The organism is Janibacter hoylei PVAS-1 (genome assembly GCF_000297495.1).
Taxonomy (GTDB): domain Bacteria; phylum Actinomycetota; class Actinomycetes; order Actinomycetales; family Dermatophilaceae; genus Janibacter; species Janibacter hoylei.
Genome location: NZ_ALWX01000065.1, coordinates 1 through 23,507 on the forward strand (window position 1 = coordinate 1; position 23,507 = coordinate 23,507).

Sequence of the window (23,507 nt, forward strand, 5' to 3'; positions counted from 1 at the left end):
CGAGGCCTTCGAGGACTGACCCCTCCACCCGAGCCCCCCTTGCGCATCTCCCTGGGCAGATGCGCAAGGGGGTTCGCATTTCCCTAGGGAAATGCGGGGTGGGGTGCGTATTTCCCTAGGGAAATGCGCGAAGGGGGGTGGTGGCCGGGTCAGGCGACGCCGAGGACCCCGGTCACGCCGACGGTCGAGCCGTGCTGGGTCTTGTCGACCCGCACCTGGGTGGGGATGCGAGAACGCATCTCGCTGACGTGGCTGACGACGCCCACGCAGCGGCCGCCGTCCCGGAGCCCGTCGAGGACGTCGAGCACCTGCTCGAGGCTGTCCTGGTCGAGGCTGCCGAAACCTTCGTCGACGAAGAGTGTGCCGAGCTCGACCCCGCCGGACTCTTCCCGGATCGTGTCGGCCAGACCGAGAGCCAGGGCGAGGGAAGTCGTGAAGGACTCCCCGCCGGAGAGGGTCGCGGGGTGACGGTCCTGCCCCGTCCACAGGTCGCGCACGAGCAGGCCCAGACCACCGCGACGCTGGCCCCTGGCGGAGGAGTCGTCGTGGGCGAGCTCGTAGCGGCCGTCCGCCATGGCGGTCAGCCGGGCATTGGCCAGCTCGACGATCCGCTCGAGCCGCGCCGCGAGCACATAGGTGCTCAGACGCATCCGCTTGTCGTTGTCGCTGCTCGTCCCGGTGACGAGGTCGGCCACGCGCCGCACGAGCGCGGCCTCGTCCACCGCGGGACCGAGCACGCTGCACTCGTCGACGACGAGTCGGGCGACTCGCGTGACCTGCTGATGCACCGCCCCTGAGGTGGCCTGCCGACGTCGCGTCTCGTCGGCGTGCACTCGAGCAGCCCGGGCCGCTTGCTCCATCTCGGCGAGATCGACCTCGTCGGTCTGCAAGGCACCGCGGACCTCGTCGTCGTCGAGCGTGGCGCGGCAGGCGGCCAACTGCCGCTCGTGCGTGTCGACCTGCTCGGCGAGGGCAGCGAGCCGGTGGGTGGGCAGCGCCGAGGCCCGCGCCTCGTCGGCACCGGCGACGTCGTGCTCCTGCAGGGCGTCGGCGAGCCGTTCGCCGGCAGCCTCGAGGAGCTGCGTGGACCGGGCCACGTCGCGATCGGCGACCGCCAGCGCCTCGACGCCCTGCTCGACGCGTCGGTGCCGCTCCTGGGTCGCCTCGACCCGGTCGACGAGGCCAGAGATGCTGGAGCTGACGGTGCCGAGGTCGGCGGACCGCTGGAGATCCGGCTCGGCGGGCAGCGGGCCAGCCTCCTCGTCCGGGGCGCAGACACAGACCCGGGCGTGCTCGCGCAGATCACTGGCCAGGGCCTCGAGCAGCTCGTCGATCTCGTCGACGAGCTCCTGACGTCGCGCCCGCAGCGAGGCCAGCTCGCTCTCGTGCTCGACGAGGGTCTGGCGCGTGGTGGCCAGATCCTCGGTGCTCTGCGCGATCCGTTGCTCCACATCGGCCGCGGCCGACAGCTCGGTGGACAGGGCTGCGGCCTCGGCCGCGAGCTCGTCACGGACCCGGATCTCTGCCGCCGCATCGAGGTCGTGCGGGACGACACCGGGGTCGCCCGCCGTCGCCAGCCGGACGACCTCGGTGCGGGCGGCGTCGAGGCGGGAGCCCAGCTGCTCGCGCCGTCCGCGCGCGAGCTCGTGGGAGGCCTCTGCCTCGTCGGCCAGTGACTGGGCCTCCTCGATCTCCTCCGGAGTCACGACTCTGGCGGCGGATGCGGGAGCCGGGTGCTCGCACGACCCGCAGACAGCGCACGGGTCTCCGTCGGTGAGCAGTCCCGCGAGCTCACCGGCCATGTTGTCCAGCCGTGCTGCCACGAGCGCCTGGACGGCTCCCCGCAGGTCCTGGGCACGCTCCCGTGCGGCCTGGGCCGTGTCCGTGGCGGCGCGCAGCTCCTCCTCGAGCCGGCCAGCGAGCTGCCGGCTCCGCCTCAGCTCGTCGAGACGTGCGATCTCCGGCTCGACGAGTGCCGACCGACGACGCGCCCCGTGGATCCGCTCGAGTGCCGCAGCGTCCGACTCGGCCTGCTGCTGCACGGCTGCCACGGCCTCTGCCGCGCGCGCACACCGCGCGGTCACGGCCTCGATCCGCTGGTCGAGGACCGGGCCGCTGGCCCACACCCTGCGCAGGTGACCCACCTGGGTGCCGGCTCGAGCGAGGGGCTCGGTGCCGATGACCAGACCAGCCCGTACCGCATCGACGTCGCGCCCGGCCAGCACGTCAGTCAGGCTGAGCTCCACCGCAGCACGGGCCTCCTGCGCCGTGCGCGACGCCACCTCGGCCCGGGCGACCTCCTCGACGTGTGGCAGCACGGCCAGAGCTGCTCGCGCTCGGGCGAGAGCGACCCGCCGCTCGTCGTGGACGTCACCGACCGCCTCGAGACCGTCCAGCTGCGACCGGGCCGCCTCGCCCCGTCGCCGCAGCGCCGCCGTGTGCCGGGCCTCGTCGAGCCGGTCCCGGGTCGAGACCGCAGCGCGGTCGGCGGCGTCGAGACGGGTCAGCGCCTCCGCCGAGCGCTCGTCGAGGGCGGCCGACACCGCATCGAGGGCCGTCGGCAGCGACTCCAGCGCCAGCTCGGACCAGGGCATCTCCGGCTCGGGCAGGTCGGCATCGGCGGCCGAGAGCACGTCGACCAGGTGTGCCAGATGGGTGTCCAGACGTGCCCGGGCGGCCTTGATCACCCCGTCGCCGGCTTGACGTCGCTGGACCAGCTCTTCCTCGACAGCGGCGTAGTCGGAGATGTCGAAGAGCCGCTCGAGGACCTCGCGACGCTCCTCGTCGGTGGCGCGGAGGAAGGCCGCGAAGTCCCCCTGGGGCAGCATGACGACCCGCCGGAACTGCTCGAGCCCCATGCCGAGCAGGTCGTCGAGCAGCTGGGCGCTCTCGTCGATGCGCGTGCTCAGGGTCCGCCACGTCGTGCCCTCCAGCTCTTCGAGGCGCACCCCGGCCGGGTCGGTCGTGGTGCCCGTGCCGCGTCGCTTGGGGCGCTCGTGCGCGGGGTGCCGCACGACGCGCAGTCGCCGACCAGCGACCGTGATCTCCAGCTCGACCTCGGTGCGCAGCTCGATCGGGGCGTGCTGGCTGCGCAGCGACGGGCCCCGTCGCTCGCCGGGCACACCGGCGTAGAGGGCGAAGCAGATGGCGTCGAGCAGGCTGGTCTTGCCGGAGCCGGTGGGCCCGTGGATGAGGAAGAGGCCACTGGCGCCCACGGCCTCGAAGTCGAGATCGATCGAGTCGGCGAAGGGACCGAAGGCCGTCGCCCGCAGCCGGTGGATCCTCATGCCACGCCTCGACGCCGCCGGCGCGGGGCCGCGTACTCCTCCGCCCGGTCGCGGTCGCGGCGGCCCGCCTCCAGGGCAGCGGCGAGGACGTGCCGCTCGGCCTCGTCGGCCGGGACACCGTGGCGGACGTCGGCGACGAAGTCGCAGCACACGTCAAGCGGCTCGCGGTGCTGCAGACGAGCCGTGTAGGAGCGCACCGGGACGACCTGACCGCGGGGCTCGAAGGTCAGCTGCAGCAGGTGGGGGAAGCGCCGGCGCAGTCGCTCCAGCGCGCCGACGGGGCGGACCGGGTCGGTGAGGACGACCTGCACCCAGGCCCGCTCGGCGGAGGCGTGCTGCTGGCTGGCGAGCACCTCGTCGAGGTCACCGCGGACGACGGCCAGCTCCCGCTGCACGGGTGCGGCCACCTGCTCCACCGACACGCCACCCTGCGGGTCGATCTCGACGAGGAGCGAACCCTTGGTGTGCCCGGTCTCGCTGAAGGACATCGCCACCGGTGAGCCGCTGTAGCGCACGTGGTCGGCGACCTGCTGGGGCCGGTGGAGGTGGCCGAGGGCACCGTAGGCGACCCCGTCGAAGGTGTCTGCCGGCACCATGGCGACGCCACCGGTCGTGATGTCGCGCTCGGAGTCACTCGCGGCGCCCCCGCTGGCGAAGCAGTGCGCCATGACCACCGTGCTCGGGCCACGCCCGGCAGCGTCCGCGCGGACCCGCTCCATCGCGGCCCCGAGCACCGCGGTGTGGGTCCGCTCGCCGACCGCGAGCGACTCGGTGACCGACGTCGCGGTCGGCTCGAGGTAGGGGAGCGGGTAGACGGCGGTGTCGCCGACGAGTACCGGGCGGCCGACGTCGGCGACGTCGGAGCGGATGTGCAGCCCCGAGCGCTCGAGCAACCCCGAGGCGAAGCCGAGCCGGATGGCTGAGTCGTGGTTGCCGCTGGACAGGACGACGGTCGCACCGGCGTCGATGAGCCGGGTGAGGGCCTCGGACAGCAGCTGCACCGCATCGGGCGGCGGGAGTGCCCGGTCGTAGACATCGCCCGAGACGAGCACCGCCTCGACCGACTCCTCGCGGACGGTCTCCACGAGATGGTCCACGTAGTCCGCCTGTGCACCGAGCAGGCCCACGCCGTGGAAGGCGCGGCCCAGGTGCCAGTCGGAGGTGTGGATCAGCTTCATGAGCACCACGCTATGAGGCGCCACCGACAACGCGGCGGCGCGACACCCCCTTCGCCGGGGCGGGGCGGGGGACGAAGGTGGTGGGGCTGCCCCCTGCGCAGCCCCAACCCCGGTCCACGGATCAGTCGGCAGCGAGCGCCGCGGCCGACGCCACGGTCGCGGCCCTCGACGAGCAGCTGCGCCAGGTGCCCGAGGACGACGAGCGCCCAGGACGGCCCGCCGCGCGTGCGCCGCCAGGCGAGCGGCACCGCCTGGAGGGTCGCCACGCCGAAGAGGGCGAGCATCTCGAGGGCGCCCATCGGCAGTCCCGCGTACGAGACGAGGTACGCGGCGGCGGTGAGCAGCCACAGCAGCGCCGCGAGCGCGAGGTCCACGAGCTCGACGTGGGCGGCCGGCCAGGAGCACAGCCGCTCGAGCCGGCTGCCGGCGTCGTCGGGAGCCGCAGGGAGGTTCACGGGCCGAGCGAAGGCAGGTGCCGGGCGCCGATGCATCAGCCCGTGGTCGGATCCTCGCCGTCGGGTGCGGTCGTGGGTAGATTCACCGGCAGGAGCAGCACCGGTGAGAGGCAGGGGCCATGGGCAAGGACGTCGCCGCGCAGAGCTACACCCGCGAAGAGCGCCAGCGCTACCGCGAAAAGGTCCGCCAGGACCTCGATGTCTTCGAGCGGATGCTCGCCGAGCGGGCCTTCGACGACGAGGTCCCGCTGACCGGCCTGGAGATCGAGCTCAACCTCATCGACGAGGACCAGCAGCCCGCCTTCGTCAACGACGAGGTGCTCGAGGCCATCGCCGACCCCGAGTACCAGACCGAGCTCGCGCAGTTCAACATCGAGCTCAACGTCGCACCGCGGCCCCTGCCTGGGGACTCCGCCCTGCAGCTCGAGGAGAGCCTGCGCGAGTCGCTCAACCGGGCCGAGGCCAAGGCGGAGGAGGCCGACGCACGGATCGTCGCCATCGGCATCCTGCCGACGATCCGTCCCGAGCACTTCCAGGGCGAGTGGATCAGCGACAACAACCGGTACACGGCGCTCAACGACTCGATCTTCGTCGCCCGCGGCGAGGACATCGTCCTCGACATCGAGGGCCCGACGGGGGAGCGGCTGCACACCTTCGCCGACTCCATCGCGCCCGAGTCCGCGTGCACATCGGTCCAGCTGCACCTGCAGGTCGGCCCCGGGGAGTTCGCCGACCACTGGAACGCCGCCCAGGTCATCTCTGCGCCGCAGATCGCGCTCGCGGCGAACTCACCCTTCTTCTTCGGGCGGCGCCTGCACGCCGAGACCCGGATCGCGCTCTTCAGCCAGGCGACCGACACCAGGCCCATCGAGCTGAAGAACCAGGGCGTGCGCCCGCGCGTCTTCTTCGGCGAACGGTGGATCACCTCGATCTTCGACCTCTTCGAGGAAAACGTGCGGTACTTCCCGGCGCTGCTCGCCGAGACGACCGACGAGGACCCCGTGGCCGTGCTCGACGCCGGCGGCACCCCTGAGCTCGGCGAGCTCAACCTCCACAACGGCACGGTGTACCGGTGGAACCGGCCCATCTACGACACCGGCTCGGGGCGACCGCACGTCCGCGTCGAGAACCGCGTGCTCCCCGCCGGCCCGACGATCATCGACACGCTGGCCAATGCGGCCTTCTACTACGGCTCCGTGCGGATGCTCGCCCGCGAGGACCGGCCGATCTGGACTCAGATGTCCTTCCCCGCCGCCCAGGCCAACTTCGAGGCCGCGGCCCGTGACGGACTCCGTGCCCGCCTCTACTGGCCCGGCCACGGCGAGCTGGGCGCCGACGAGCTCACCGTGCGCCACCTGCTGCCGCTGGCCCGCCGCGGGCTGCAGAACTGGGGCGTCTCGGATGCGGTCATCAGCCGGTACCTCGGCGTCATCGAGGGGCGGTGCACCAGCGGGGTCAACGGCGCGGTCTGGCAGACCGAGTGCGTCGCCCGTCTCGAGGAGGGCGGGCTGGACCGGTCAGCGGCGCTGGCCGAGATGACCCGGCTCTACGGGCAGCACATGCACACCAACGAGCCGGTGCACACCTGGCCGCTGCCCTGAGTCGGCGCTGCCGTCAGCAGTTCCAGCTGATGATGCAGGGGTCCTCGCGGTGGTGGCCCAGCACAGCCAGGTGGGCGGCATCGAGAGTGAGACCCGCCGCGAGTCGTGGAGTGGTGCGCAGCCAGACCGTCGCGAGCACTCGTGAGGTGTGCCCGTGCCCGACGAGGACGACGTCACCGTCAGCCAGCGTCGGCGTGACCCGTCGCAGCACCCGGGAGGCACGTGCCGCGACCTCCTCGACCGTCTCACCGGGCGTCGGACCCGGCACGACACCGTCCCGGAAGACGTCCCACGCCGTGCCCGTCTCCTCGCGGATCTCGGCGGTCGACCTCCCTTCGTACCCGCCGTAGTCCCACTCGCGCAGGTCGACGTCGGTCTGCGCCCGCAGACCGGCCAGCTTGGCCGTGTCGGCGGCACGCCGCAGGTCGGAGCAGAGGACGAGAGCGGGTTCGACGCCGTGGGCGCGCAGCCGCTCGCCGGCCTCCGCGGCTTGCGCCCTCCCGTGGTCGGTGAGCGGCAGGTCGGTGAGGCCCGTGTGCAGCCCGTCGCGGCTCCACTCCGTCTCACCGTGGCGCAGCAGGACGAGGCGGCCGGAGCGGGTGGCTGGCATGCGTGCAGCCTAGTGCGGCGATGTCTGCGAGGATCGGCACGCGGCCCATCCGGCCGCACCACGACGACATGCGGAGGTTGGGATGACGAGCGACGAGACCACGGGGGGTACCGGCCAGGGCCACCGCAGTGTCGAGCTGACGCGGCTGGAACTCGGCCGATACGAGCTGCGCAATGCCCGGGGCGGCACGATCACCATCGGTGACGGCACCACCGACGACTTCACCCCCGTCGAGCTGCTGCTCGCCGCGCTCGCCGGCTGCAGCTCCGTGGACGTCGACCACATCACCTCCCGCCGGGCCGAGCCGGAGAGCTTCGTCGTCGTTGCCGAGGGCACCAAGGCCTCCTCACCCGAGCAGGGCAACCACATGACCGACCTCGAGGTGACCTTCCGGCTCGGCTTCCCGGAGGGCGAAGGGGGCGACGCCGCACGCGCGGCCTTCCCGCGGTCCGTGGCCCAGTCCCGTGATCGCCTGTGCACCGTCTCCCGCACCGTCCAGATCGGCACGCCGGTCGAGATGACCGCCGAGGACGCCTGAGGTCACATGCTCGGTGATGTCGAGGTGGTCGTCATCGGTGGGGGACAGGCGGGTCTCGCCACGGCCTACCACCTGCGTCGCGCCGGAGTCGACCACGTCGTCCTCGACGCGCAGGACGAGCCGGGCGGTGCCTGGCAGAGCACCTGGCCCTCGCTGCGACTCTTCTCGCCGTCGGCCTACTCCTCGCTGCCGGGCTGGCCGATGCCGCCGCACCCGGACGCCTTCCCCCCGGTGGAGCACGTGCTGGCTTACCTGCGGGCCTACGAAGAGCGTTACGACCTCGACGTGCAGCGTCCGGTCGTCGTGAGCGACGTGATCGCCGACGACGACGGGCTGACCGTGCTCACCGACGTCGGGCAGATCCGGACCCGGTACGTCGTCAGTGCCACAGGCACGTGGGCGGCCCCCTTCGTCCCGACCGTCGAGGGGCGGACCGACTTCGCCGGGACCCAGCTGCACAGCGCCCACTACCGGGGTCCCGACGACTTCGCCGGGCAGCGGGTCGCGGTCGTCGGGGGCGGCAACTCGGGCGTGCAGATCACCGCCGACCTCGTCGACGTCGCCGAACGGGTGTCGCTGGTGTCGGCCCGACGGCTGCGTTTCCTGCCCGACGACGTCGACGGTCGGCACCTCTTCGACCGGGCCACCGCGCGACTGCAGGCGGCCGGCGATGCCCGCGCCCAGACCGAGGCGATCATCGGGGAGATCGTCGCCCTTCCCCGGGTCCGGGAGGCCCGGGCCCAGGGGGCCCTGCGGGTCCGGGCGATGTTCGACCGCATCGTCCCGTCGGGCGCCGTCATCGGGAGGGAGCTCCTCGACCTCGACGCGATCATCTGGTGCACCGGGTACCGGCCGGCCCTGCGGCACCTGCGCTCCCTGCGGCTGCGGACCTCCGACGGCTACCCGGAGGTCGTGGACAACCGGTCGACGAAGGATCGCCGGGTCTGCTTCGTCGGCTACGGCGACTGGACCGGGCCCGCCTCGGCCACCCTCATCGGGGTCGGGCGCACCGCCAAGTCCCTCGCGGCCTCCCTCGCCCGCGAGCTCGCCGACGAGACGCACCAGCCCTGAGGCCGTCCGGGCGCACGGAGGCCCGGTGGGCCTACGGTGGACCCATGGCCACCTTCGTCGAAGTCCACCCCGACAACCCCCAGCCCCGCACGGTCGCCCAGGTGGTCGAGCGGATCCGCGAGGGTGCCCTCGTCGCCTTCCCCACCGACTCGGGCTACGCCCTCGGAGGCCGGCTCGACGACCAGGCCGTCAAGGACCGCATCCGAGACATCCGCCGGCTCGACGACAAGCACCACTACACGCTGTTGTGCGCCGACTTCGCGCAGCTCGGGCAGCTCGTCCACGTCGACAACGCCGTCTTCCGCGCGGTGAAGTCCGCGACACCGGGGCCCTACACCTTCATCCTCCCGGCGACGAAGGACGTGCCCAAGCGGCTGCTGCACCCCAAGAAGAAGACCGTCGGAGTGCGCATCCCCGACCACCCGCTGTCGCAGGCTCTGCTCGCCGGGCTCGGCGACCCGATGCTCATCTCGACGCTCCTCCTGCCGGGGGAGACCCAGACGCCGACCTTCGGGTGGGACGTCAAGGAGGCTCTCGACCACCAGGTCGACATCGTCATCGACGCCGGCGAGGTGAGCACCGAGCCGACCACCGTCGTCGACCTCTCGTCCGGGGAGGCCGAGGTCGCCCGCCACGGGGCAGGCGACCCGACGCCCTTCGAGTGAGGCGTCAGTCCGCTGCGCCGAGCACCTCGTCACGGGCCGCGACGAAGGCCCGCACGCACGTGCGCACGTCCTCCTCGCTGTGGGCGGCCGACAGCTGCACCCGGATGCGCGCCTGGCCCTGCGGCACGACGGGGTAGGAGAAGGCGATGACGTAGACGCCGTGCCCGAGCATGGCGTCGGCGATCTGCGCCGCCTGCCGGGCGCCGTCCTCGCCGGGAAACATCACCGGCGTGATCGGGTGGTCGCCGGGCAGCAGGTCGAAGCCCGCCTCGGTCATCAGCTCGCGAAACATGAGCGTGTTGCGCCGCAGCGTCGCCCGCGCCTCGTCCGACCCCCCGCGCGATCTCGATGGCGGTCAGCGAGCCGGCCGCCACGACCGGGGCCACGGCATTGGAAAACAGGTAGGGCCGCGAGCGCTGACGCAGCAGTGCGATGACCTCGGCGGGCCCGCTGACGTACCCACCGCTCGCCCCACCCAGGGCCTTGCCGAGCGTGCCGGTCAGCAGGTCGACGCGGTCGGCGACGCCACAGGCCTCGGGGGTGCCGCCACCACCCTCACCGACGAAGCCCACGGCGTGGGAGTCGTCGACGAGGACCATCGCGCCGTACTCGTCGGCCAGGTCGCAGATCTGCTCCAGCGGGGCGAGGTAGCCGTCCATCGAGAAGACGCCGTCGGTGACGATGACGGTGCGGCGGGCTCCCTTCGCCGCCTCGAGCTGGGCGCGCAGGTCGTCCATGTCCGCATTGGCGTAGCGGTAGCGGGCGGCCTTGCTCAGCCGGATCCCGTCGATGAGGGAGGCGTGGTTGAGGGCATCGGAGATGATCGCGTCCTCGGCGCCGAAGAGGACCTCGAAGACGCCGCCGTTGGCGTCGAAGCAGCTCGAGTAGAGGATCGTGTCCTCCGTCCCGAACCAGTCGGACAGCGCCGCCTCGAGACGCGTGTGCAGCTCCTGGGTGCCGCAGATGAAGCGGACGCTCGCCATGCCGAAGCCCCACTCGTCGAGCGAGGCCGCGGCCGCCGCCCGCACCTGCGGGTGGTCCGCCAGCCCGAGGTAGTTGTTGGCGCAGAAGTTGATCGCCTCGGCGGTGGTCGTCGTGATGTGCGCCTGCTGGGCGCTCGTCAGCCGGCGCTCGTCCTTCCACAGACCCGCGTCACGGATCTCCTGCAGGGTGGCGGTCAGGTCGTCCTTGATCGTGTACATGCTCAGCTCCAGTCCATGATGACCTTGCCGCACTCTCCCGAGGCGGCCGTGGCGAAGGCTTCCTCCCACTGCTCCGCGGGGAAGCGGTGGGTGATGACGGAGGAGATGGCCTCCCGCAGCACCGGTGACGTCGAGAGCATCGAGCTCATCGTGTACCAGGTGTCGTACATCTCCCGGCCGTAGATCCCCTTGATGGTGATCATGTGCGTGATGACCTTGCCCCAGTCGACGGGGTAGGCGTCCTTGGGCAGGCCGAGCATCGCGATCCGCCCGCCGTGGTTGAGGTGGTCGATCATGTCAGCGACCGCCGGTGGGGCACCCGACATCTCGAGACCGACGTCGAATCCCTCCTTCATGCCGAGCTCTCGCATGGCCTGGCCGAGGTCGGAGCGGGCGGCGTTGACGAGCAGGTCTGCGCCTGCTCCCTTCGCGAGCTCGAGGCGGGCATCGGACAGGTCGGTGACGGCGATGTGTCGCGCCCCGACGTGCCGGGCGATCGCCACGGCCATGACGCCGATGGGGCCGGCACCGGTGACGACGACGTCCTCCCCGGCCAGGGGGAAGGAGAGGGTCGTGTGGACGGCGTTGCCGAGCGGGTCGAAGACCGCCCCGAGGTCGGGGTCGATGTCGTCGTGGTGGACCCAGACATTGGTCGCCGGGATGACGACGTGGTCGGCGAAGGCGCCGTCACGGTTGACGCCGACACCGATGGTGTTGATGCACAGGTGGCGACGCCCCGCGCGGCAGTTGCGACAGGTGCCGCAGACGATGTGGCCCTCGCCGGAGACCCGGTCGCCGACCCGCACGCTCGTCACGTTGCGACCGACCTCGTCGACCTCGCCGTAGAACTCGTGACCGATGATCTGGGGCGTGCTCGGCACCGCACCGGCGGCCCAGTCGTCCCAGCCGTGCAGGTGCAGGTCGGTCCCGCACAGGCCGGCACGCAGGACCCGGACGCGGACCTCGTCGTCGCCGGCGTGGGGCTCGGGGAGGTCGGTCAGCTCGAGGCCTGGGCCTCGGCGGGGTTTGACCAGTGCGCGCATCTGCTGTCCTGTCGACGGGTGGTGCGGGGTGACCGCGGTCACGACCCTAGACCCGAGCCGGCCCTCCGGCCGCATCACGACGCGGGACGAAGGGGAGACCTCCCCGTGGTCGGGACGGTCGCGGGCCCCTACGGTGGAGGCACCATGACGACGCCCCAGCTGCCACCCCCTTCGTACCCGCCGATGCCGCGATCGCACGGCAACGCGACCACGTCCCTGGTGCTGAGCATCATCGGCCTCACCATGGTCCCTGGTCTGGGCATCATCGGCTGGATCATGGGCTCGAAGGCCCTTGAGGAGATCGACGCCCACCCGGAGATGGGGTGGACCAACCGGGACCACGCGGTCATCGGGCGCCTCGTCGGCATCGTGGGCACAGCGCTCCTCGGCTTCATCGTGCTGCTCGTCGTCGGCTACGTCGTCTTCATCCTCGGCCTCGTCGCGATCATCGGCACGAGCCCCTGAGCCCGCTCAGGCGCGCTCGAGCAGGACGAGGACCTCGTGGTGGCGCGTCTGGGGAAACATGTCGAAGACGCGTGCCTGCCGCACCGTGTAGCCCGGGAGCGCTGCCAGGTCACCGGCGAGGCTCGTGGCATTGCAGCTGGAGTAGATGACGTGGTCCGGTCGGGTGGCCTCGATGGCGCCGCACAGGTCCGGCCCGATTCCGCGACGCGGCGGGTTGACGACGACGAGGTCGTGGTCGAGCGCGTCGAGGGCGCTCGCGTCCCCCACCGTGAAGTCGACGTCGAGGCCGAGCTCGCCCGCCGACCGGCGCGCGCTGAGCACCGCATCGGGGGCGACCTCGATACCCGCGACGCGCCGCTGACGACCTGGCGCCAGGGCAGCGTTGAGCGCGAAGCCACCCACACCGCAGTAGAGGTCGAGCACGCTGCCGGGGTCGATCTGCCCGACCCAGTCACGGGCCTGCCCGTAGAGCGCGGTCGTCACCGTCGTGTTGGTCTGGAAGAAGCTGCGCGGCCGCAGGTGGAAGACGATCTCGCCGACGCGCATCGGCAGGGTGTCGGCCGGGGTGAGCACGACCTCCTCCTCGCCTTCGAGGACCGCCTTGTGCTCCGGCTGCAGGTTGACCGACACCACCCGCAGGCCGGGGGCGGCCTTGCGCAGGAGGTCGAGCCCGCGCTCGACCCGACCCATCTGCCCGGGGGAGCGGAGCACGAAGCGCGCCATGAGCTCCCCATCGGGCGAGCCGGTGACGATGAGGTGCTTGAGCTCGCCCTGACGTCCCGGGACGTCGAAGGGGGGTCAGCCCGAGCTCGGCGACGGCCGGCAGCAGACCGTCGAGGGCTGCGGCGAGCCGGGGCTCGTAGAGCCCGCACTCCGGCAGCGAGACTCCCCGGCGGTCGGCGTCGAGGATGCCGAAGGTGGGTGCTCCCTTCGTCCCGCCCACGACGAGCTTGGCCTTGTTGCGGAAGGCGGACTCGGGGCCGGCGACGGGGGCGTCCCAGACATCGTGCGGGACGACGTCGGCGAGGACCTCGCGCACGTGGGCGTCGAGGTCGGCCAGCTGTTGCTCGTAGGGCGTGCCCATGAGGGTGCACGATCGGCACTCCCCGGCGTCGTAGTGGGGGCAGCGCATGGTCACCATCCCGGCGGAGGTGACTCCACGACCCGCTGGTGCAGCCGACCTCTGTGCTTCATGGCTGCAGCCTAGCCAGCCGAGGAGGCCGTCGAGATCCTGCAGCTCCTCGGCCTGAGCCGGTGCTCACCCCGATCCACGGCATGGTCGACGGGGTCCTCGGCTTCCGCCCCAACCTCATCGGCGCCGGGATCGTCTTCTTCGTCGGTGCGCTCCTCGCCAACCTCCTGGTCAAGCTGTGCATCGGACAAGGCGCAGGCCCCGTCCGAGCAGTCGTCGACGGGCGACCGGCAGGTCTGACTCACCGCACCACATGACGAAGGGTGGTACCCCCGGTCTCCGGGGTACCACCCTTCGTGCGTCCGGCTCAGTCGGCGCGCAGGATCTCGCCCGCCTGCTCCCGCATCTCGACCTTGCGGACCTTGCCCGTCACCGTCATCGGGAAGGCATCGGTCACGTGGACGTACCGCGGGATCTTGTAGTGGGCGAGCTTGTCGGCGGCGAACTCGCGCACGTCGTCCACGGTGAGCGAAGCGACGCCCTCCCTGAGCACGACCCACGCCATGAGCTCCTCGCCGTAGCGCTCGTCGGGCACGCCGATGACCTGCACGTCGGCGATCGACGGGTGCGTGTAGAGGAACTCCTCGACCTCGCGGGGATAGATGTTTTCGCCGCCCCGGATGACGAGGTCCTTGATCCGACCGACGATCTCGACGTAGCCGTGCTCGTCCATCGTCGCCAGGTCTCCGGTGTGCATCCACCGGGCGTCGTCGATCGCCTCGGCGGTCTTGTCCGGCTGCTGCCAGTAGCCGAGCATCACGCTGTAGCCGCGCGTGCACAGCTCGCCGGTCTCACCACGCGGCAGGGTCACACCGGTCACCGGGTCGACGACCTTGGACTCGATGTGCGGCATCGACCGGCCCACCGTCTCCGTGCGGCGGGCCAGGTCGTCGTCGGTGTGGGTCATCGTCGAGACGGGGGAGGTCTCCGTCATGCCGTAGCTGATGGCGACCTCCGCCATGTTCATCTCGGCGACGACGCGCTTCATCACCTCGACCGGGCAGGTCGACCCGGCCATGATCCCGGTGCGCAGGCTCGACAGGTCGTAGTCCGCAAAGTCCCGGAGCCCGAGCTCGGCGATGAACATCGTCGGCACGCCGTAGAGCGAGGTGCACCGCTCGTCGACGACCGCCCGGAGGGTGGCCGCCGGCTCGAAGGAGGGTGCCGGGATGACCATGCACGCCCCGTGCGAAGTGGCCGCCAGGTTGCCCATGACCATGCCGAAACAGTGGTAGAAGGGCACGGGGATGCAGATCCGGTCGGCCTCGGTATAGCGGATCAGCTCGCCGACGAAGTAGCCGTTGTTGAGGATGTTGTGGTGGCTGAGGGTGGCGCCCTTGGGGAAGCCGGTCGTGCCCGAGGTGTACTGGATGTTGATCGGGTCATCGGGGGTGAGACCGGCGCCGCGCTCGGCGAGCTGGTCCTCGGTGACCGAGGCTCCGCCGGCGACGAGTTCCGCCCAGGAGGGGTCGCCGATGTAGACCACGTCTCGCAGGTCGGGCAGCTGACCCCGCACCTCCTCGACCATCGCCCGGTAGTCGGAGGTCTTGTGCTGCTGGGCGCTCACGAGCATCCGCAGGCCGGACTGCTGCGCGACGTAGGTCAGCTCGTGCGAGCGGTAGGCCGGGTTGATGTTGACGAGCACGGCACCGACCCGCGCCGTCGCATACTGCAGGATCGTCCACTCGGCGCAGTTGGGTGACCAGGTGCCGACCCGGTCGCCGGCGGACACCCCCTTCGCCATGAGGCCACGCGCCACGGCGTCGACGTCCGTGAGCAGCTCGCGATAGGTCCATCTGCGGCCGCTCGGCACGTCCACGAGCGCCTCGCGGTCACCGTGGGTCGCCACGGTCCGCTCGAGGTTGCCCCCGATCGTGTCGCCGAGCAGGGGTGCGTCCGAGGTGCCGGAGGAGTACGAAGGGAGTGCGGGCTGGGTCATGGTCACCTTCCGTCGTCGCGTCGTTGCGATACCCGCGAAGCCTGCCACGCTCCCGGGTGCGATGCTGACCCGGTGAGCAGCGACCTGACGATCCGCGCGGCCACCCACGAGGACTGGTCGCAGATCTTCCCCTTCTGGGCCCGCATCGTCGACGACGGGCGGACCTACGCCTACCCGGAGGGGCTCACGTCCCCCCCAGGCGCACGCGTTGTGGATGGAGACGGCGCCCGGCCGGACCGTCGTCGCCGAGTCGGGTGACCGGGTCATCGGCTCGGCGAAGATGGGGCCCAACCGGCCCGGCCGCGGGTCGCACATCGCCACCGCGTCCTTCATGGTCGACCCGGACGCCGGTGTGCGGGGCGTGGGACGAGCACTCGGCGAGCACGTCATCGGGTGGGCGCGCGAGCAGGGTTACGCCGGCATCCAGTTCAACGCCGTCGTCGAGACCAACGAGCGCGCTGTGGGTCTCTGGCAGTCACTGGGCTTCGAGGTCATCGGGACCGTGCCCGGGGCCTTCGACCACCCGGAGCACGGTCCCGTGGGACTGCACGTGATGTTCCTCGACCTGGGGTAGATGCCCTCCCCGATCCCTGAGGAGGTCGCGAAGCGACCGTCTCGAAGGGCCGCTCAGTCCGCGTCGCCGACGAGGACGGCCTCCCCTTCGGCCGGGCTGTGCGCAGCGGGCGTCTGCTCGCCGCGCAGGTAGCGGGAGCCATAGGCGAAGATCGCGACGCCGACGAGGACCGCCATCGTCGCCATCCAGTAGGGGGCGCTCATGCCGACCTCCTCCCCGAGGCGACCCGCGGCCCAGGGGGCGACGGCGCCACCGGAGAAGCGGACGAAGGAGTACGCGGACGATGCGATCGGCCGGTCGACCGGAGCCGAGCCCATGACCGCCTCGGTGATGAGGGTGTTGTTGACGCCGAGGAAGGCGCCGGCGAGGACGACACCGACGACGAGGGCGGCCTTGGAGTCGACAAGGACCGCCATCATTGCCAGGTCGAGGCCAAAGAGGGTGAGCGCGCCGATGATCGACGGGATGGTGCCGAAGCGGCGCTGCAACCACGGGGCGGTCTTGACCGAGGTGATGGCGAGGAGCACGCCCCAGCCGAAGAAGACCCACCCCACCTGCGAGGCGGTCATGTCGAGGGGGAAGGGGGTGAAGGCGAGCAGGGTGAAGAAGCCCATGTTGTAGAAGAGCGCGGTGAGGGCGACGGTGAGCAGACCCGGGTGACGCAGCGCCCTGAGCGGCGCGGCGAGCGAGGTCCTGTGGCCCGACGGTGGAGTGGGCGGCAGGAGGAAGGAGGTGACGACCACGGCCCCGACCATGAGGACCGCGACCCCGAAGAATGGGGCCCGCCAGGAGATCGAGCCGAGCTGACCGCCGACGATCGGGCCGACGGCGATGCCCAGGCCCAGGGCGGCCTCGAAGAAGATCACCGCCTGGCCGACACTTCCGGCGGAGGCGACGACGATCGTCGACAGGGCCGTGGCGACGAAGAGCGCGTTGCCCAGGCCCCAGCCGGCGCGGAAGCCGACGATCGCCCCGATGCTGTCGGACATCCCGGCGAGCGCGGAGAAGACGATGATCAGGGTCAGGCCGGCGATGAGGGTGCGCTTGGCGCCGATGCGCGAGGAGATGAAGCCGGCGACGAGCATCGCCACGCCCATGATCGCCATGTAGCTGGTGAAGAGGAGCGAGGTCTCGCTCGGGGTGGCGCCGAGCTCGTCGGCGATCGGCTTGAGGATCGGGTCGACGAGACCGATGCCCATGAAGGCGATGACGCACGCGAAGGCGACGGCCCACACGGCGCGCGGCTGCTTCCACATCGACGGGGTGGTCTCGGCGGGTACTGCGGGGGTTGTCACTGCTGACCTTCCTGCTGGGACGAGCTGGCCTCCAGCACCGCGCGCAGCACCGTGACGGCGGTCGCGAGGTCCTCGGGGGTCAGGGTGGGGTGCTCCCGGATGACCCGGGAGACGGTGGTGGCGCTGCGCTCGCGGACGACCGCGAGCGCGCGGCGTCCGGCGTCGGTGAGGGTGACCCTCGTGGCGCGGGCGTCGGACGGGTCGGGCTCCTTGGTGACCCAGCCGCGCTCGACGAGCGTCGCGACGGCCCCGGACATCGTCGGCTGGGAGGTGCGGTCGAGCTCGGCGAGTCGTCCGATGCCGGTGGGGCCGTGCTCGTCGACGAGCGACAGGACGCGGATGCCGGCGGGGGGAGTGCGGTGGATGTGCTGGCGCGAGGCGCGGACGAGACGGGCGGCATAGGTGACGAGGTCGCTCGCGGTCTGGTCGATGGAGTCGTCGGGCACGTCCCGCCACGTTACATAGGACTCCTATCTATCGCAAGTGGTCGTCCAGCGGAGGATCGGTGGGACTCAGCCGGTGGGGTCGTCGCTCCCGAGCGGGAAGCCGAGTCCAGCTCGGCGGCGAGGTCTCGCTCTCCCATCGCCCGGCCGCGATCGGTCACGTGCCGCGATGGCGCCGGCACTCGCATGACCGAGGACGCCCAGAGTGTGCAGCACGAGGAGGCCGTGCGGGGCCGGATGCGACATGTGGCCAGCATCTGCTTTGCTCGAGCAGACCCGCCTCGACCCCATCGTCTGGAGCACCCATGCCGCACGCCGCCGACAGCCACGACCTCATCCGGGTGCAGGGAGCGAGGGAAAACAACCTCAAGGACGTGAGCGTCGACCTGCCCAAGCGGCGGCTGACGGTCTTCACCGGGGTCTCGGGCTCGGGCAAGAGCTCGCTCGTCTTCGGGACGATCGCCTCCGAGTCGCGCCGGCTCATCGACGAGACCTACAGCGCCTTCCTCCAGGGCTTCATGCCCTCGCTGGCGCGGCCCGACGTCGACCACCTCGAGGGGCTGACGACGGCGATCATCGTCGACCAGGAGCGCATGGGGGCCAACCCGCGCTCGACGGTGGGCACGGCGACCGACGCCAACGCCATGCTCCGCATCCTTTACTCGCGGCTCGGCCAGCCGCACGTCGGCCCGCCGACTGCCTTCTCCTTCAACGTCCCCACGCGCAAGGCGAGCGGGTCGATGACGACCGACAAGGGGACCCACACCGAGCGCAAGACGGTCAAGCAGGCGGTCTACCTCGGCGGCATGTGCCCGCGCTGCGAGGGCATGGGGCAGGTGAGCGACATCGACCTCACGGCCCTCTACGACGACACCAAGACGCTCGAGGACGGGGCCCTGACCGTCCCCGGCTACTCGATGGACGGCTGGTACGGCCGCCTCTTCGCCGGCATGGGTCTGCCGATGGACACACCGATCAGGGACTTCACGAAGAAGCAGCTCGAGACGATGCTGTGGAGCGAACCGACGAAGATCAAGGTCGAGGGCGTCAACCTCACCTTCGAGGGGATCATCCCCAAGATCCAGAAGTCGATGCTCTCCAAGGACCCGGAGGCGATGCAGCCGCACGTGCGCCGTTTCGTCGAGCGGGCCGTGACCTTCCAGACCTGCCCGGAGTGCGAGGGCACTCGCCTGACGCCGGAGGCGCGCGCGTCGAAGATCGAGGGCAAGAGCATCGCCGACCTGTGCTCGATGCAGATCAACGACCTGGCGGCCTGGGTGCGCGAGCTCGACGAGCCTGGCTTCGGGCCGCTGCTCGCCGGCTTGCAGCACCTGCTCGACTCCTTCACCGAGATCGGCCTGGGCTACCTCTCCTTGGACCGTCCCGCCGGCACGCTGTCGGGCGGCGAGGCCCAGCGGGCCAAGATGATCCGCCACCTCGGGTCCTCGCTCACCGACGTCACCTATGTCTTCGACGAGCCGACGATCGGTCTGCACCCGCACGACATCGACCGGATGAACGACCTGCTCCTGCGGCTGCGCGACAAGGGCAACACCGTGCTCGTCGTCGAGCACAAGCCCGAGACGATCGCCATCGCCGACCACGCCGTCGACCTCGGCCCCATGGCGGGGTCGAAGGGGGGCGAGATCGTCTTCGAGGGCACCGTCGACGAGCTGCGGGCCAGCGACACCCTCACCGGGCGCCACCTCGACCACCGCGTCGCGCTCAAGGACGAGGTCCGCTCCGCCACGGGGGCGCTGGAGATCCGCGGGGCCAGCACCCACAACCTCCAGGACGTCGACGTCGACATCCCGACCGGGGTGCTCGTCGCGGTGACGGGCGTCGCCGGGTCGGGCAAGAGCTCGCTCATCCACTCGGGGCTCGACCACCGTGACGAGGTCGTCGTCGACCAGTCGGCGGTCAAGGGCTCGCGCCGCAGCAACCCCGCGACGTACACGGGGCTGCTCGAGCCGGTGCGCAAGGCCTTCGCCAAGGCCAACGGGGTCAAGCCGGCGCTCTTCAGCTCCAACTCCGAGGGCGCCTGCCCGACGTGCAACGGCGCGGGCGTGATCTTCACCGAGCTCGGGGTCATGGCCACGGTCGAGTCACCGTGCGAGGACTGCGAGGGGCGCCGCTTCCAGGAGGCGGTGCTCGAGTACGAGCTCGCCGGCAAGAACATCGCGGACGTGCTCGAGATGTCGATGACCGAGGCGCAGGCCTTCTTCGCCAAGGATGGCCCGGCCTCCTTGCCGGCCGCGCACAGGATCCTCACTCGTCTCGTCGACGTGGGTCTGGGCTACCTCACCCTCGGCCAGCCGCTCACGGCCCTCTCCGGTGGCGAGCGCCAGCGGCTCAAGCTCGCCGTGCACATGGGCGACAAGGGCGAGGTCTACGTCCTCGACGAGCCGACGACCGGCCTGCACCTGGCCGACGTCGACAACCTGCTCGCGCTGCTCGACCGCCTCGTCGACTCGGGCAAGTCGGTCATCGTCATCGAGCACCACCAGGCCGTCATGGCCCACGCCGACTGGATCATCGACCTGGGGCCCGGCGCCGGTCACGACGGGGGCCGGGTGGTCTTCGAGGGGACGCCTGCCGACCTCGTGGCGAAGGGGGAGACCCTCACCGCCACGCACCTGGCGGCCTACGTGGGCCACGAGGGTTAGGTCGCGTGGCGGCCCCGTGGCACGACGACGGCAGCACCAACGCCCAGATCATCCGGGGGGTCACGTCTCCCGCGCACCCTGCTCGTGCTCACCGTGGGTGCCGCGATGGGCATCGCGGGCGCGCTCATGCAGGGGATCACCCGCAACCCGCTCGCCGACCCCGGGCTCCTCGGGGTCAACGCCGGGGCCTACGTCGCCATGGTCGTCGGCTTCCGCTCGTCGCCGCCACGTCGACGCCAGCAGCATCCCCTTCGCCATGGCCGGAGCCCTGGTGGCCACGACCCTCGTCGACGTCGTCGGCGACCCGAAGGTCAGCTCGCTGTCCGTCGTCAAGGACGAGCGTGCGCTCGTGCTCGACGGGGAGGAGGTCAACGTGGCGCTCGCGCCTGGGTCAGCGCCAGCCGATCCGCCGGCGGCCCTGCTGCGCCTTGCGCATCCGGCGCTGGGTTCGCTCGCCCTGCCGCACGACGAAGGGCGTCAGGGCCAGCCCGAGAGCCGGGAAGAGGTCGCCGAACCGCACGACCGCCCCGCGCCACCCGGGCAGGGTGGTGACCAGCCGCGGCTCTTCGAGGACCTTGCCCACCGCGGACACGACCTCGTGGGGCTGCAGCAGCTTGCCGGAGAAGGAGAGCGCGGCGCCGGGGTCGTCGAGCTTGTCGTGGAGCATCGGCGTCCAGATGCCGTCGGGGCAGATGCACGAGATGTGCACGTTCTTGACCTTGGCTGCCCGCAGGTCGGCCATGGTGCTCAGGCTGAACCCCATGACGGCGTGCTTCGAGGCGGCGTAGACCCCCTCGCCGGGCACGGCGGTGAGGCCGGCGAGCGAGGCGATGTTGATGATCTGGCCACCGCCGTCGGCACGCATCGACTCGACGGCGGCCAGCGTGCCGTTCATCGTCCCGATCGCATTCACCTCGATCATCAGGCGGCGCTGCTGCTCGTCGTGCTCCCACGCGGGGCCGGTGAAGAGCACGCCGGCGTTGTTGACCCAGACGTCCAGGCGACCGGCGACGGCGATGATCCGATCGCGCGCGGCACGCACGGCCGCGTCGTCACGGACGTCGAGCGCGAGAGCTGTCGCTCGCTCGCCGAGCTCGCGCGCCACTTGCTGCGCCGCCGCCTCGTCGAGGTCGGTGACGAGCACCCGGTAGCCCCGCTCCACGAGAAGGCCGGCGATCTGCCGCCCCAGGCCGCGGCCGGCGCCGGTGACGACGGCGCCGGCAGGCCACCGGTGCGTCTCGGCGCTCATCGCCGCGCCGCTCGGATCGTGCCGTGCTCGATGGGGCGGGCGTCGGTCGTCGTGCCCGTCCGGGGATGGGTCGTCACAAGGTCTCCTGGGTCGGTGTGGTCGGCGCACACCCACGCGTCGTGCGCGCCTCGACCCACGATGGCACGTCCGCGCGTCTCCGGGGGACCGGATCCCACCGGGCCGGGCGCTCCCGGGGCGGGTCGGGTCAGCGTCAGAGGATGACGCCGTCGGGGTCGTACGCGGCGCTCACCTGCGTGTGGCGGGTGGCGTTGTCGGCGAGGTAGTCACGGCGGGTCCGTCCGGACTCGAGATAGCCGATGTAGCCACCGACGCTGCGCCCACCGAGCCGCTCGTGCGCCAGCCCGATCCAGTCGTGCGCGGCGGCATAGCTGCTCGAGGTCGCGGACGAGGGGAGGCCGACGTACCACTGCACGCTCGCGGTGTGCGAGCGCCAGGGGAAGGGGGTGGCCCCCGTCGACGGGGAGCTCACCGCTCCGTCGAGCGGGTCGAGGATCGCGGCGGCGGCCAGCCCCCGCGAGCCGGCCGATCGCATGGCGGAGACGATGGCGTCGGCTGTCCCGGTCGTCATCCGGGCGATGATGTCGGACCCGGCCGCACACCGGGTCCGTGGCGTCGTCGAGCCACCGCCGAGGTACTTCACTGCCTCGAGGTGGGAGCGCGAGGTCGTGCTCGTCCGGGTCGGGGTGATGCCGATGCCCTGGCGCAGGGACGCGGCCCGGGCGTCCTGCCTGCCTGCTGGACAGACGCCGAAGATGCGCACCGACAGCGACGACCCGGAGACGTCGACGTGCGCATTGGCCCAGGTGTCCTTGGGCTGGGTGGCCAGCCATTCGGGCCAGCGGCGCAGCACGGTGGCGGCGGAGGACGCCGGGAAGGACAGCGAGAAGAAGCCCATCGAGGCGGCGGGGATCGTCCGGTAGGTGAGCATGGTGACGAGCCCGACGCCGGAGCCACCGCCCCGGAGCGCCCAGTAAAGGTCCGACTCGTGCGAGGCGTCGACCTCGTGGATGCGGCCGCGGCCGTCGACGACCGTGGCGCCGACGAGGCGGTCGGCGGTCAGGCCGTAGCGGCGGCTGTCGACCCCGAGCCCCCCGGCCAGGGTGAGCCCTGCGGTCCCGACGGTGGGACAGGTGCCGGTGGGGATCGAGCGGCCTCGCTGGGCCAGTGCGGCGTGGACGGAGTACAGGCCGGCACCGGCGCCCACGATCGTCTGGGTGTCACCGGATCGGAGGACGACATTGCGCAGGCTCCGCGTGTCGACGACGAGCGACCCGGAGGTCGCCGACGCACCGACGTAGGAGTGCCCGCCAGAGCGACCGGTGACGCGGAGCCCGTGGTCACGGGCGAAGGTCACGCACGTGGCCACGTCACGAGTCGACAGGACGCGAGCCACGGCAGCCGGTCGGCGGAAGTCCCAGCGGGGGTCGAAGAGGGGGACCCGGCTGCTGTAGCTCGACGACCCCGGTCTGGCGATGCTGCCGCGCAGCGCCGAGTCGAGCTCGGCCCAGTCGCGTGGGCTCGGGCCGCTCGTCGTGGCGGCTCCGGCGCGGGCGGGTGCGGCGATGAGGGGGAGTGCTGCCCCCGCGCCGAGGACGGTGCGGCGTGTGATCTCCATGTCCCGGCAGACGTGTGCCCGACAGGGGTGGTTGGGACGTATACCGAACCGTGATGTCACCACCCTCTCGGCGCGACCACGCACTGTCCACAGGTCCATCGCCGGCCCGCCGGTCGAGGGCTCGGGCGGAGAGGGTAGGAGCCACACCGACGACAGGGAGCAGACGTGATGGGCACGACGGCGGAGCGCACGACGGAGGTCAACCGGGTCGAGATCACCGGTCGGGTGAGCGGGCCACCGGCGAGCCGGACGCTGCCGAGCGGCGACGAGCTCGTGACGCTGCGGGTGGTCGTCGCGAGAGATGACGGGCAGCCGGTGGACACGATCGACTGCGCCTGCTGGTCGGCGTCGGCCAGGCGTGCGGCGGCACGCCTGGAGGACGGCACCGGCGTGCGGGT

20 protein-coding genes and 3 pseudogenes are annotated in these 23,507 nt (G+C 71.5%); 11 read left to right on the top strand and 12 right to left on the bottom strand.

Going from position 1 to position 23,507, the window contains the following annotated elements; translation table 11 throughout:
* Positions 1 to 149: 149 nt before the first annotated feature.
* The 3 genes from B277_RS12975 to B277_RS12985 are packed head-to-tail and all read right to left on the bottom strand — an operon-like array spanning position 150 to position 4,920.
* Positions 150 to 3,287, bottom strand: a complete 3,138-nt coding sequence (locus B277_RS12975) for an AAA family ATPase (RefSeq protein ID WP_007928954.1) — start codon at positions 3,285 to 3,287, stop codon at positions 150 to 152.
* On the bottom strand, positions 3,284 to 4,465 hold the full coding sequence (locus tag B277_RS12980) for an exonuclease SbcCD subunit D (RefSeq protein WP_007928956.1): 1,182 nt from the start codon (positions 4,463 to 4,465) through the stop codon (positions 3,284 to 3,286). The genes B277_RS12975 and B277_RS12980 overlap by 4 nt, the downstream gene beginning before the upstream one ends.
* Complete coding sequence (locus B277_RS12985; protein ID WP_156811793.1) at positions 4,462 to 4,920, bottom strand: DUF7134 domain-containing protein; 459 nt, start codon at positions 4,918 to 4,920, stop codon at positions 4,462 to 4,464. Before B277_RS12985 ends, B277_RS12980 begins: the two co-directional genes overlap by 4 nt.
* A gap of 119 nt (positions 4,921 to 5,039) precedes the next feature.
* On the opposite strand from B277_RS12985, the gene B277_RS12990 reads away from it, so the two are divergent.
* Entirely contained in the window at positions 5,040 to 6,521 is a 1,482-nt protein-coding gene (locus B277_RS12990; RefSeq protein WP_007928961.1) for a glutamate-cysteine ligase family protein, read from the top strand.
* A gap of 13 nt (positions 6,522 to 6,534) precedes the next feature.
* Here B277_RS12990 and B277_RS12995 read toward each other — a convergent pair whose 3' ends face one another.
* Positions 6,535 to 7,131 (bottom strand): histidine phosphatase family protein, encoded by a 597-nt coding sequence (locus tag B277_RS12995; RefSeq protein ID WP_007928962.1) that lies wholly within the window; start codon positions 7,129 to 7,131, stop codon positions 6,535 to 6,537.
* An 82-nt stretch (positions 7,132 to 7,213) separates the two neighbouring features.
* On the opposite strand from B277_RS12995, the gene B277_RS13000 reads away from it, so the two are divergent.
* The 3 genes from B277_RS13000 to B277_RS13010 are packed head-to-tail and all read left to right on the top strand — an operon-like array spanning position 7,214 to position 9,405.
* Positions 7,214 to 7,669, top strand: a complete 456-nt coding sequence (locus B277_RS13000; RefSeq protein WP_007928963.1) for an OsmC family protein — start codon at positions 7,214 to 7,216, stop codon at positions 7,667 to 7,669.
* Between the two features lie 6 nt (positions 7,670 to 7,675).
* Entirely contained in the window at positions 7,676 to 8,740 is a 1,065-nt protein-coding gene (locus B277_RS13005; RefSeq protein WP_007928964.1) for an ArsO family NAD(P)H-dependent flavin-containing monooxygenase, read from the top strand.
* A gap of 44 nt (positions 8,741 to 8,784) precedes the next feature.
* Complete coding sequence (locus B277_RS13010) at positions 8,785 to 9,405, top strand: L-threonylcarbamoyladenylate synthase (protein WP_007928965.1); 621 nt, start codon at positions 8,785 to 8,787, stop codon at positions 9,403 to 9,405.
* A 4-nt stretch (positions 9,406 to 9,409) separates the two neighbouring features.
* Here the strand turns inward: B277_RS13010 and B277_RS13015 are convergent.
* Together B277_RS13015 and tdh are read right to left on the bottom strand one after the other, a co-directional pair.
* Positions 9,410 to 10,607, bottom strand: a pseudogene (locus B277_RS13015) (glycine C-acetyltransferase).
* A 2-nt stretch (positions 10,608 to 10,609) separates the two neighbouring features.
* Positions 10,610 to 11,650, bottom strand: coding sequence for an L-threonine 3-dehydrogenase (tdh, locus tag B277_RS13020; RefSeq protein ID WP_007928966.1), 1,041 nt, complete (start codon positions 11,648 to 11,650; stop codon positions 10,610 to 10,612).
* A 144-nt stretch (positions 11,651 to 11,794) separates the two neighbouring features.
* Here tdh and B277_RS13025 point away from each other — a divergent pair, with 144 nt between their 5' ends.
* Entirely contained in the window at positions 11,795 to 12,115 is a 321-nt protein-coding gene (locus B277_RS13025) for a DUF4190 domain-containing protein (protein ID WP_128277096.1), read from the top strand.
* 6 nt (positions 12,116 to 12,121) lie between these two features.
* On the opposite strand, the pseudogene B277_RS13030 reads toward B277_RS13025, so the two are convergent.
* Positions 12,122 to 13,247: pseudogene (locus B277_RS13030) on the bottom strand (methyltransferase domain-containing protein).
* 122 nt (positions 13,248 to 13,369) lie between these two features.
* Between B277_RS13030 and B277_RS13035 the strand changes: the two are divergent.
* Positions 13,370 to 13,564 carry a mechanosensitive ion channel family protein gene (locus B277_RS13035; protein WP_007928971.1) on the top strand — a complete coding sequence of 65 codons (195 nt, stop codon included), beginning with the start codon at positions 13,370 to 13,372 and terminating at the stop codon, positions 13,562 to 13,564.
* 50 nt (positions 13,565 to 13,614) lie between these two features.
* Here the strand turns inward: B277_RS13035 and B277_RS13040 are convergent, their stop codons facing one another.
* On the bottom strand, positions 13,615 to 15,246 hold the full coding sequence (locus B277_RS13040) for an AMP-binding protein (RefSeq protein ID WP_007928972.1): 1,632 nt from the start codon (positions 15,244 to 15,246) through the stop codon (positions 13,615 to 13,617).
* Between the two features lie 72 nt (positions 15,247 to 15,318).
* Here B277_RS13040 and B277_RS19215 point away from each other — a divergent pair, with 72 nt between their 5' ends.
* Both B277_RS19215 and B277_RS13045 read left to right on the top strand, forming a co-directional pair.
* Positions 15,319 to 15,504 (top strand): hypothetical protein, encoded by a 186-nt coding sequence (locus tag B277_RS19215; RefSeq protein ID WP_083853781.1) that lies wholly within the window; start codon positions 15,319 to 15,321, stop codon positions 15,502 to 15,504.
* On the top strand, positions 15,461 to 15,820 hold the full coding sequence (locus B277_RS13045) for a GNAT family N-acetyltransferase (protein WP_007928973.1): 360 nt from the start codon (positions 15,461 to 15,463) through the stop codon (positions 15,818 to 15,820). The genes B277_RS19215 and B277_RS13045 overlap by 44 nt, the downstream gene beginning before the upstream one ends.
* A gap of 53 nt (positions 15,821 to 15,873) precedes the next feature.
* On the opposite strand, the gene B277_RS13050 is transcribed toward B277_RS13045, so the two are convergent.
* Together B277_RS13050 and B277_RS13055 are read right to left on the bottom strand one after the other, a co-directional pair.
* A complete protein-coding gene (locus tag B277_RS13050; protein ID WP_007928974.1) occupies positions 15,874 to 17,076 on the bottom strand; it encodes an MFS transporter in 1,203 nt (400 codons plus the stop codon).
* A gap of 35 nt (positions 17,077 to 17,111) precedes the next feature.
* Positions 17,112 to 17,561, bottom strand: coding sequence for a MarR family winged helix-turn-helix transcriptional regulator (locus B277_RS13055; protein WP_007928975.1), 450 nt, complete (start codon positions 17,559 to 17,561; stop codon positions 17,112 to 17,114).
* Positions 17,562 to 17,863: 302 nt separating this feature from the next.
* Between B277_RS13055 and B277_RS13060 the strand changes: the two genes are divergently transcribed.
* A complete protein-coding gene (locus B277_RS13060) occupies positions 17,864 to 20,224 on the top strand; it encodes an ATP-binding cassette domain-containing protein (protein WP_007928976.1) in 2,361 nt (786 codons plus the stop codon).
* 72 nt (positions 20,225 to 20,296) lie between these two features.
* Positions 20,297 to 20,425 (top strand): annotated as a pseudogene (locus B277_RS20365) (iron chelate uptake ABC transporter family permease subunit); the annotation flags it as partial.
* A gap of 190 nt (positions 20,426 to 20,615) precedes the next feature.
* Here B277_RS20365 and B277_RS13070 read toward each other — a convergent pair.
* Together B277_RS13070 and B277_RS13075 are read right to left on the bottom strand one after the other, a co-directional pair.
* Complete coding sequence (locus B277_RS13070; protein ID WP_007928979.1) at positions 20,616 to 21,473, bottom strand: SDR family oxidoreductase; 858 nt, start codon at positions 21,471 to 21,473, stop codon at positions 20,616 to 20,618.
* A 211-nt stretch (positions 21,474 to 21,684) separates the two neighbouring features.
* Positions 21,685 to 23,109 carry an FAD-binding oxidoreductase gene (locus B277_RS13075; RefSeq protein ID WP_007928980.1) on the bottom strand — a complete coding sequence of 475 codons (1,425 nt, stop codon included), beginning with the start codon at positions 23,107 to 23,109 and terminating at the stop codon, positions 21,685 to 21,687.
* Between the two features lie 168 nt (positions 23,110 to 23,277).
* Between B277_RS13075 and B277_RS13080 the strand changes: the two genes are divergently transcribed.
* The coding region (locus B277_RS13080) for a single-stranded DNA-binding protein (RefSeq protein ID WP_007928993.1) at positions 23,278 to 23,507 on the top strand (230 nt) is incomplete at its 3' end.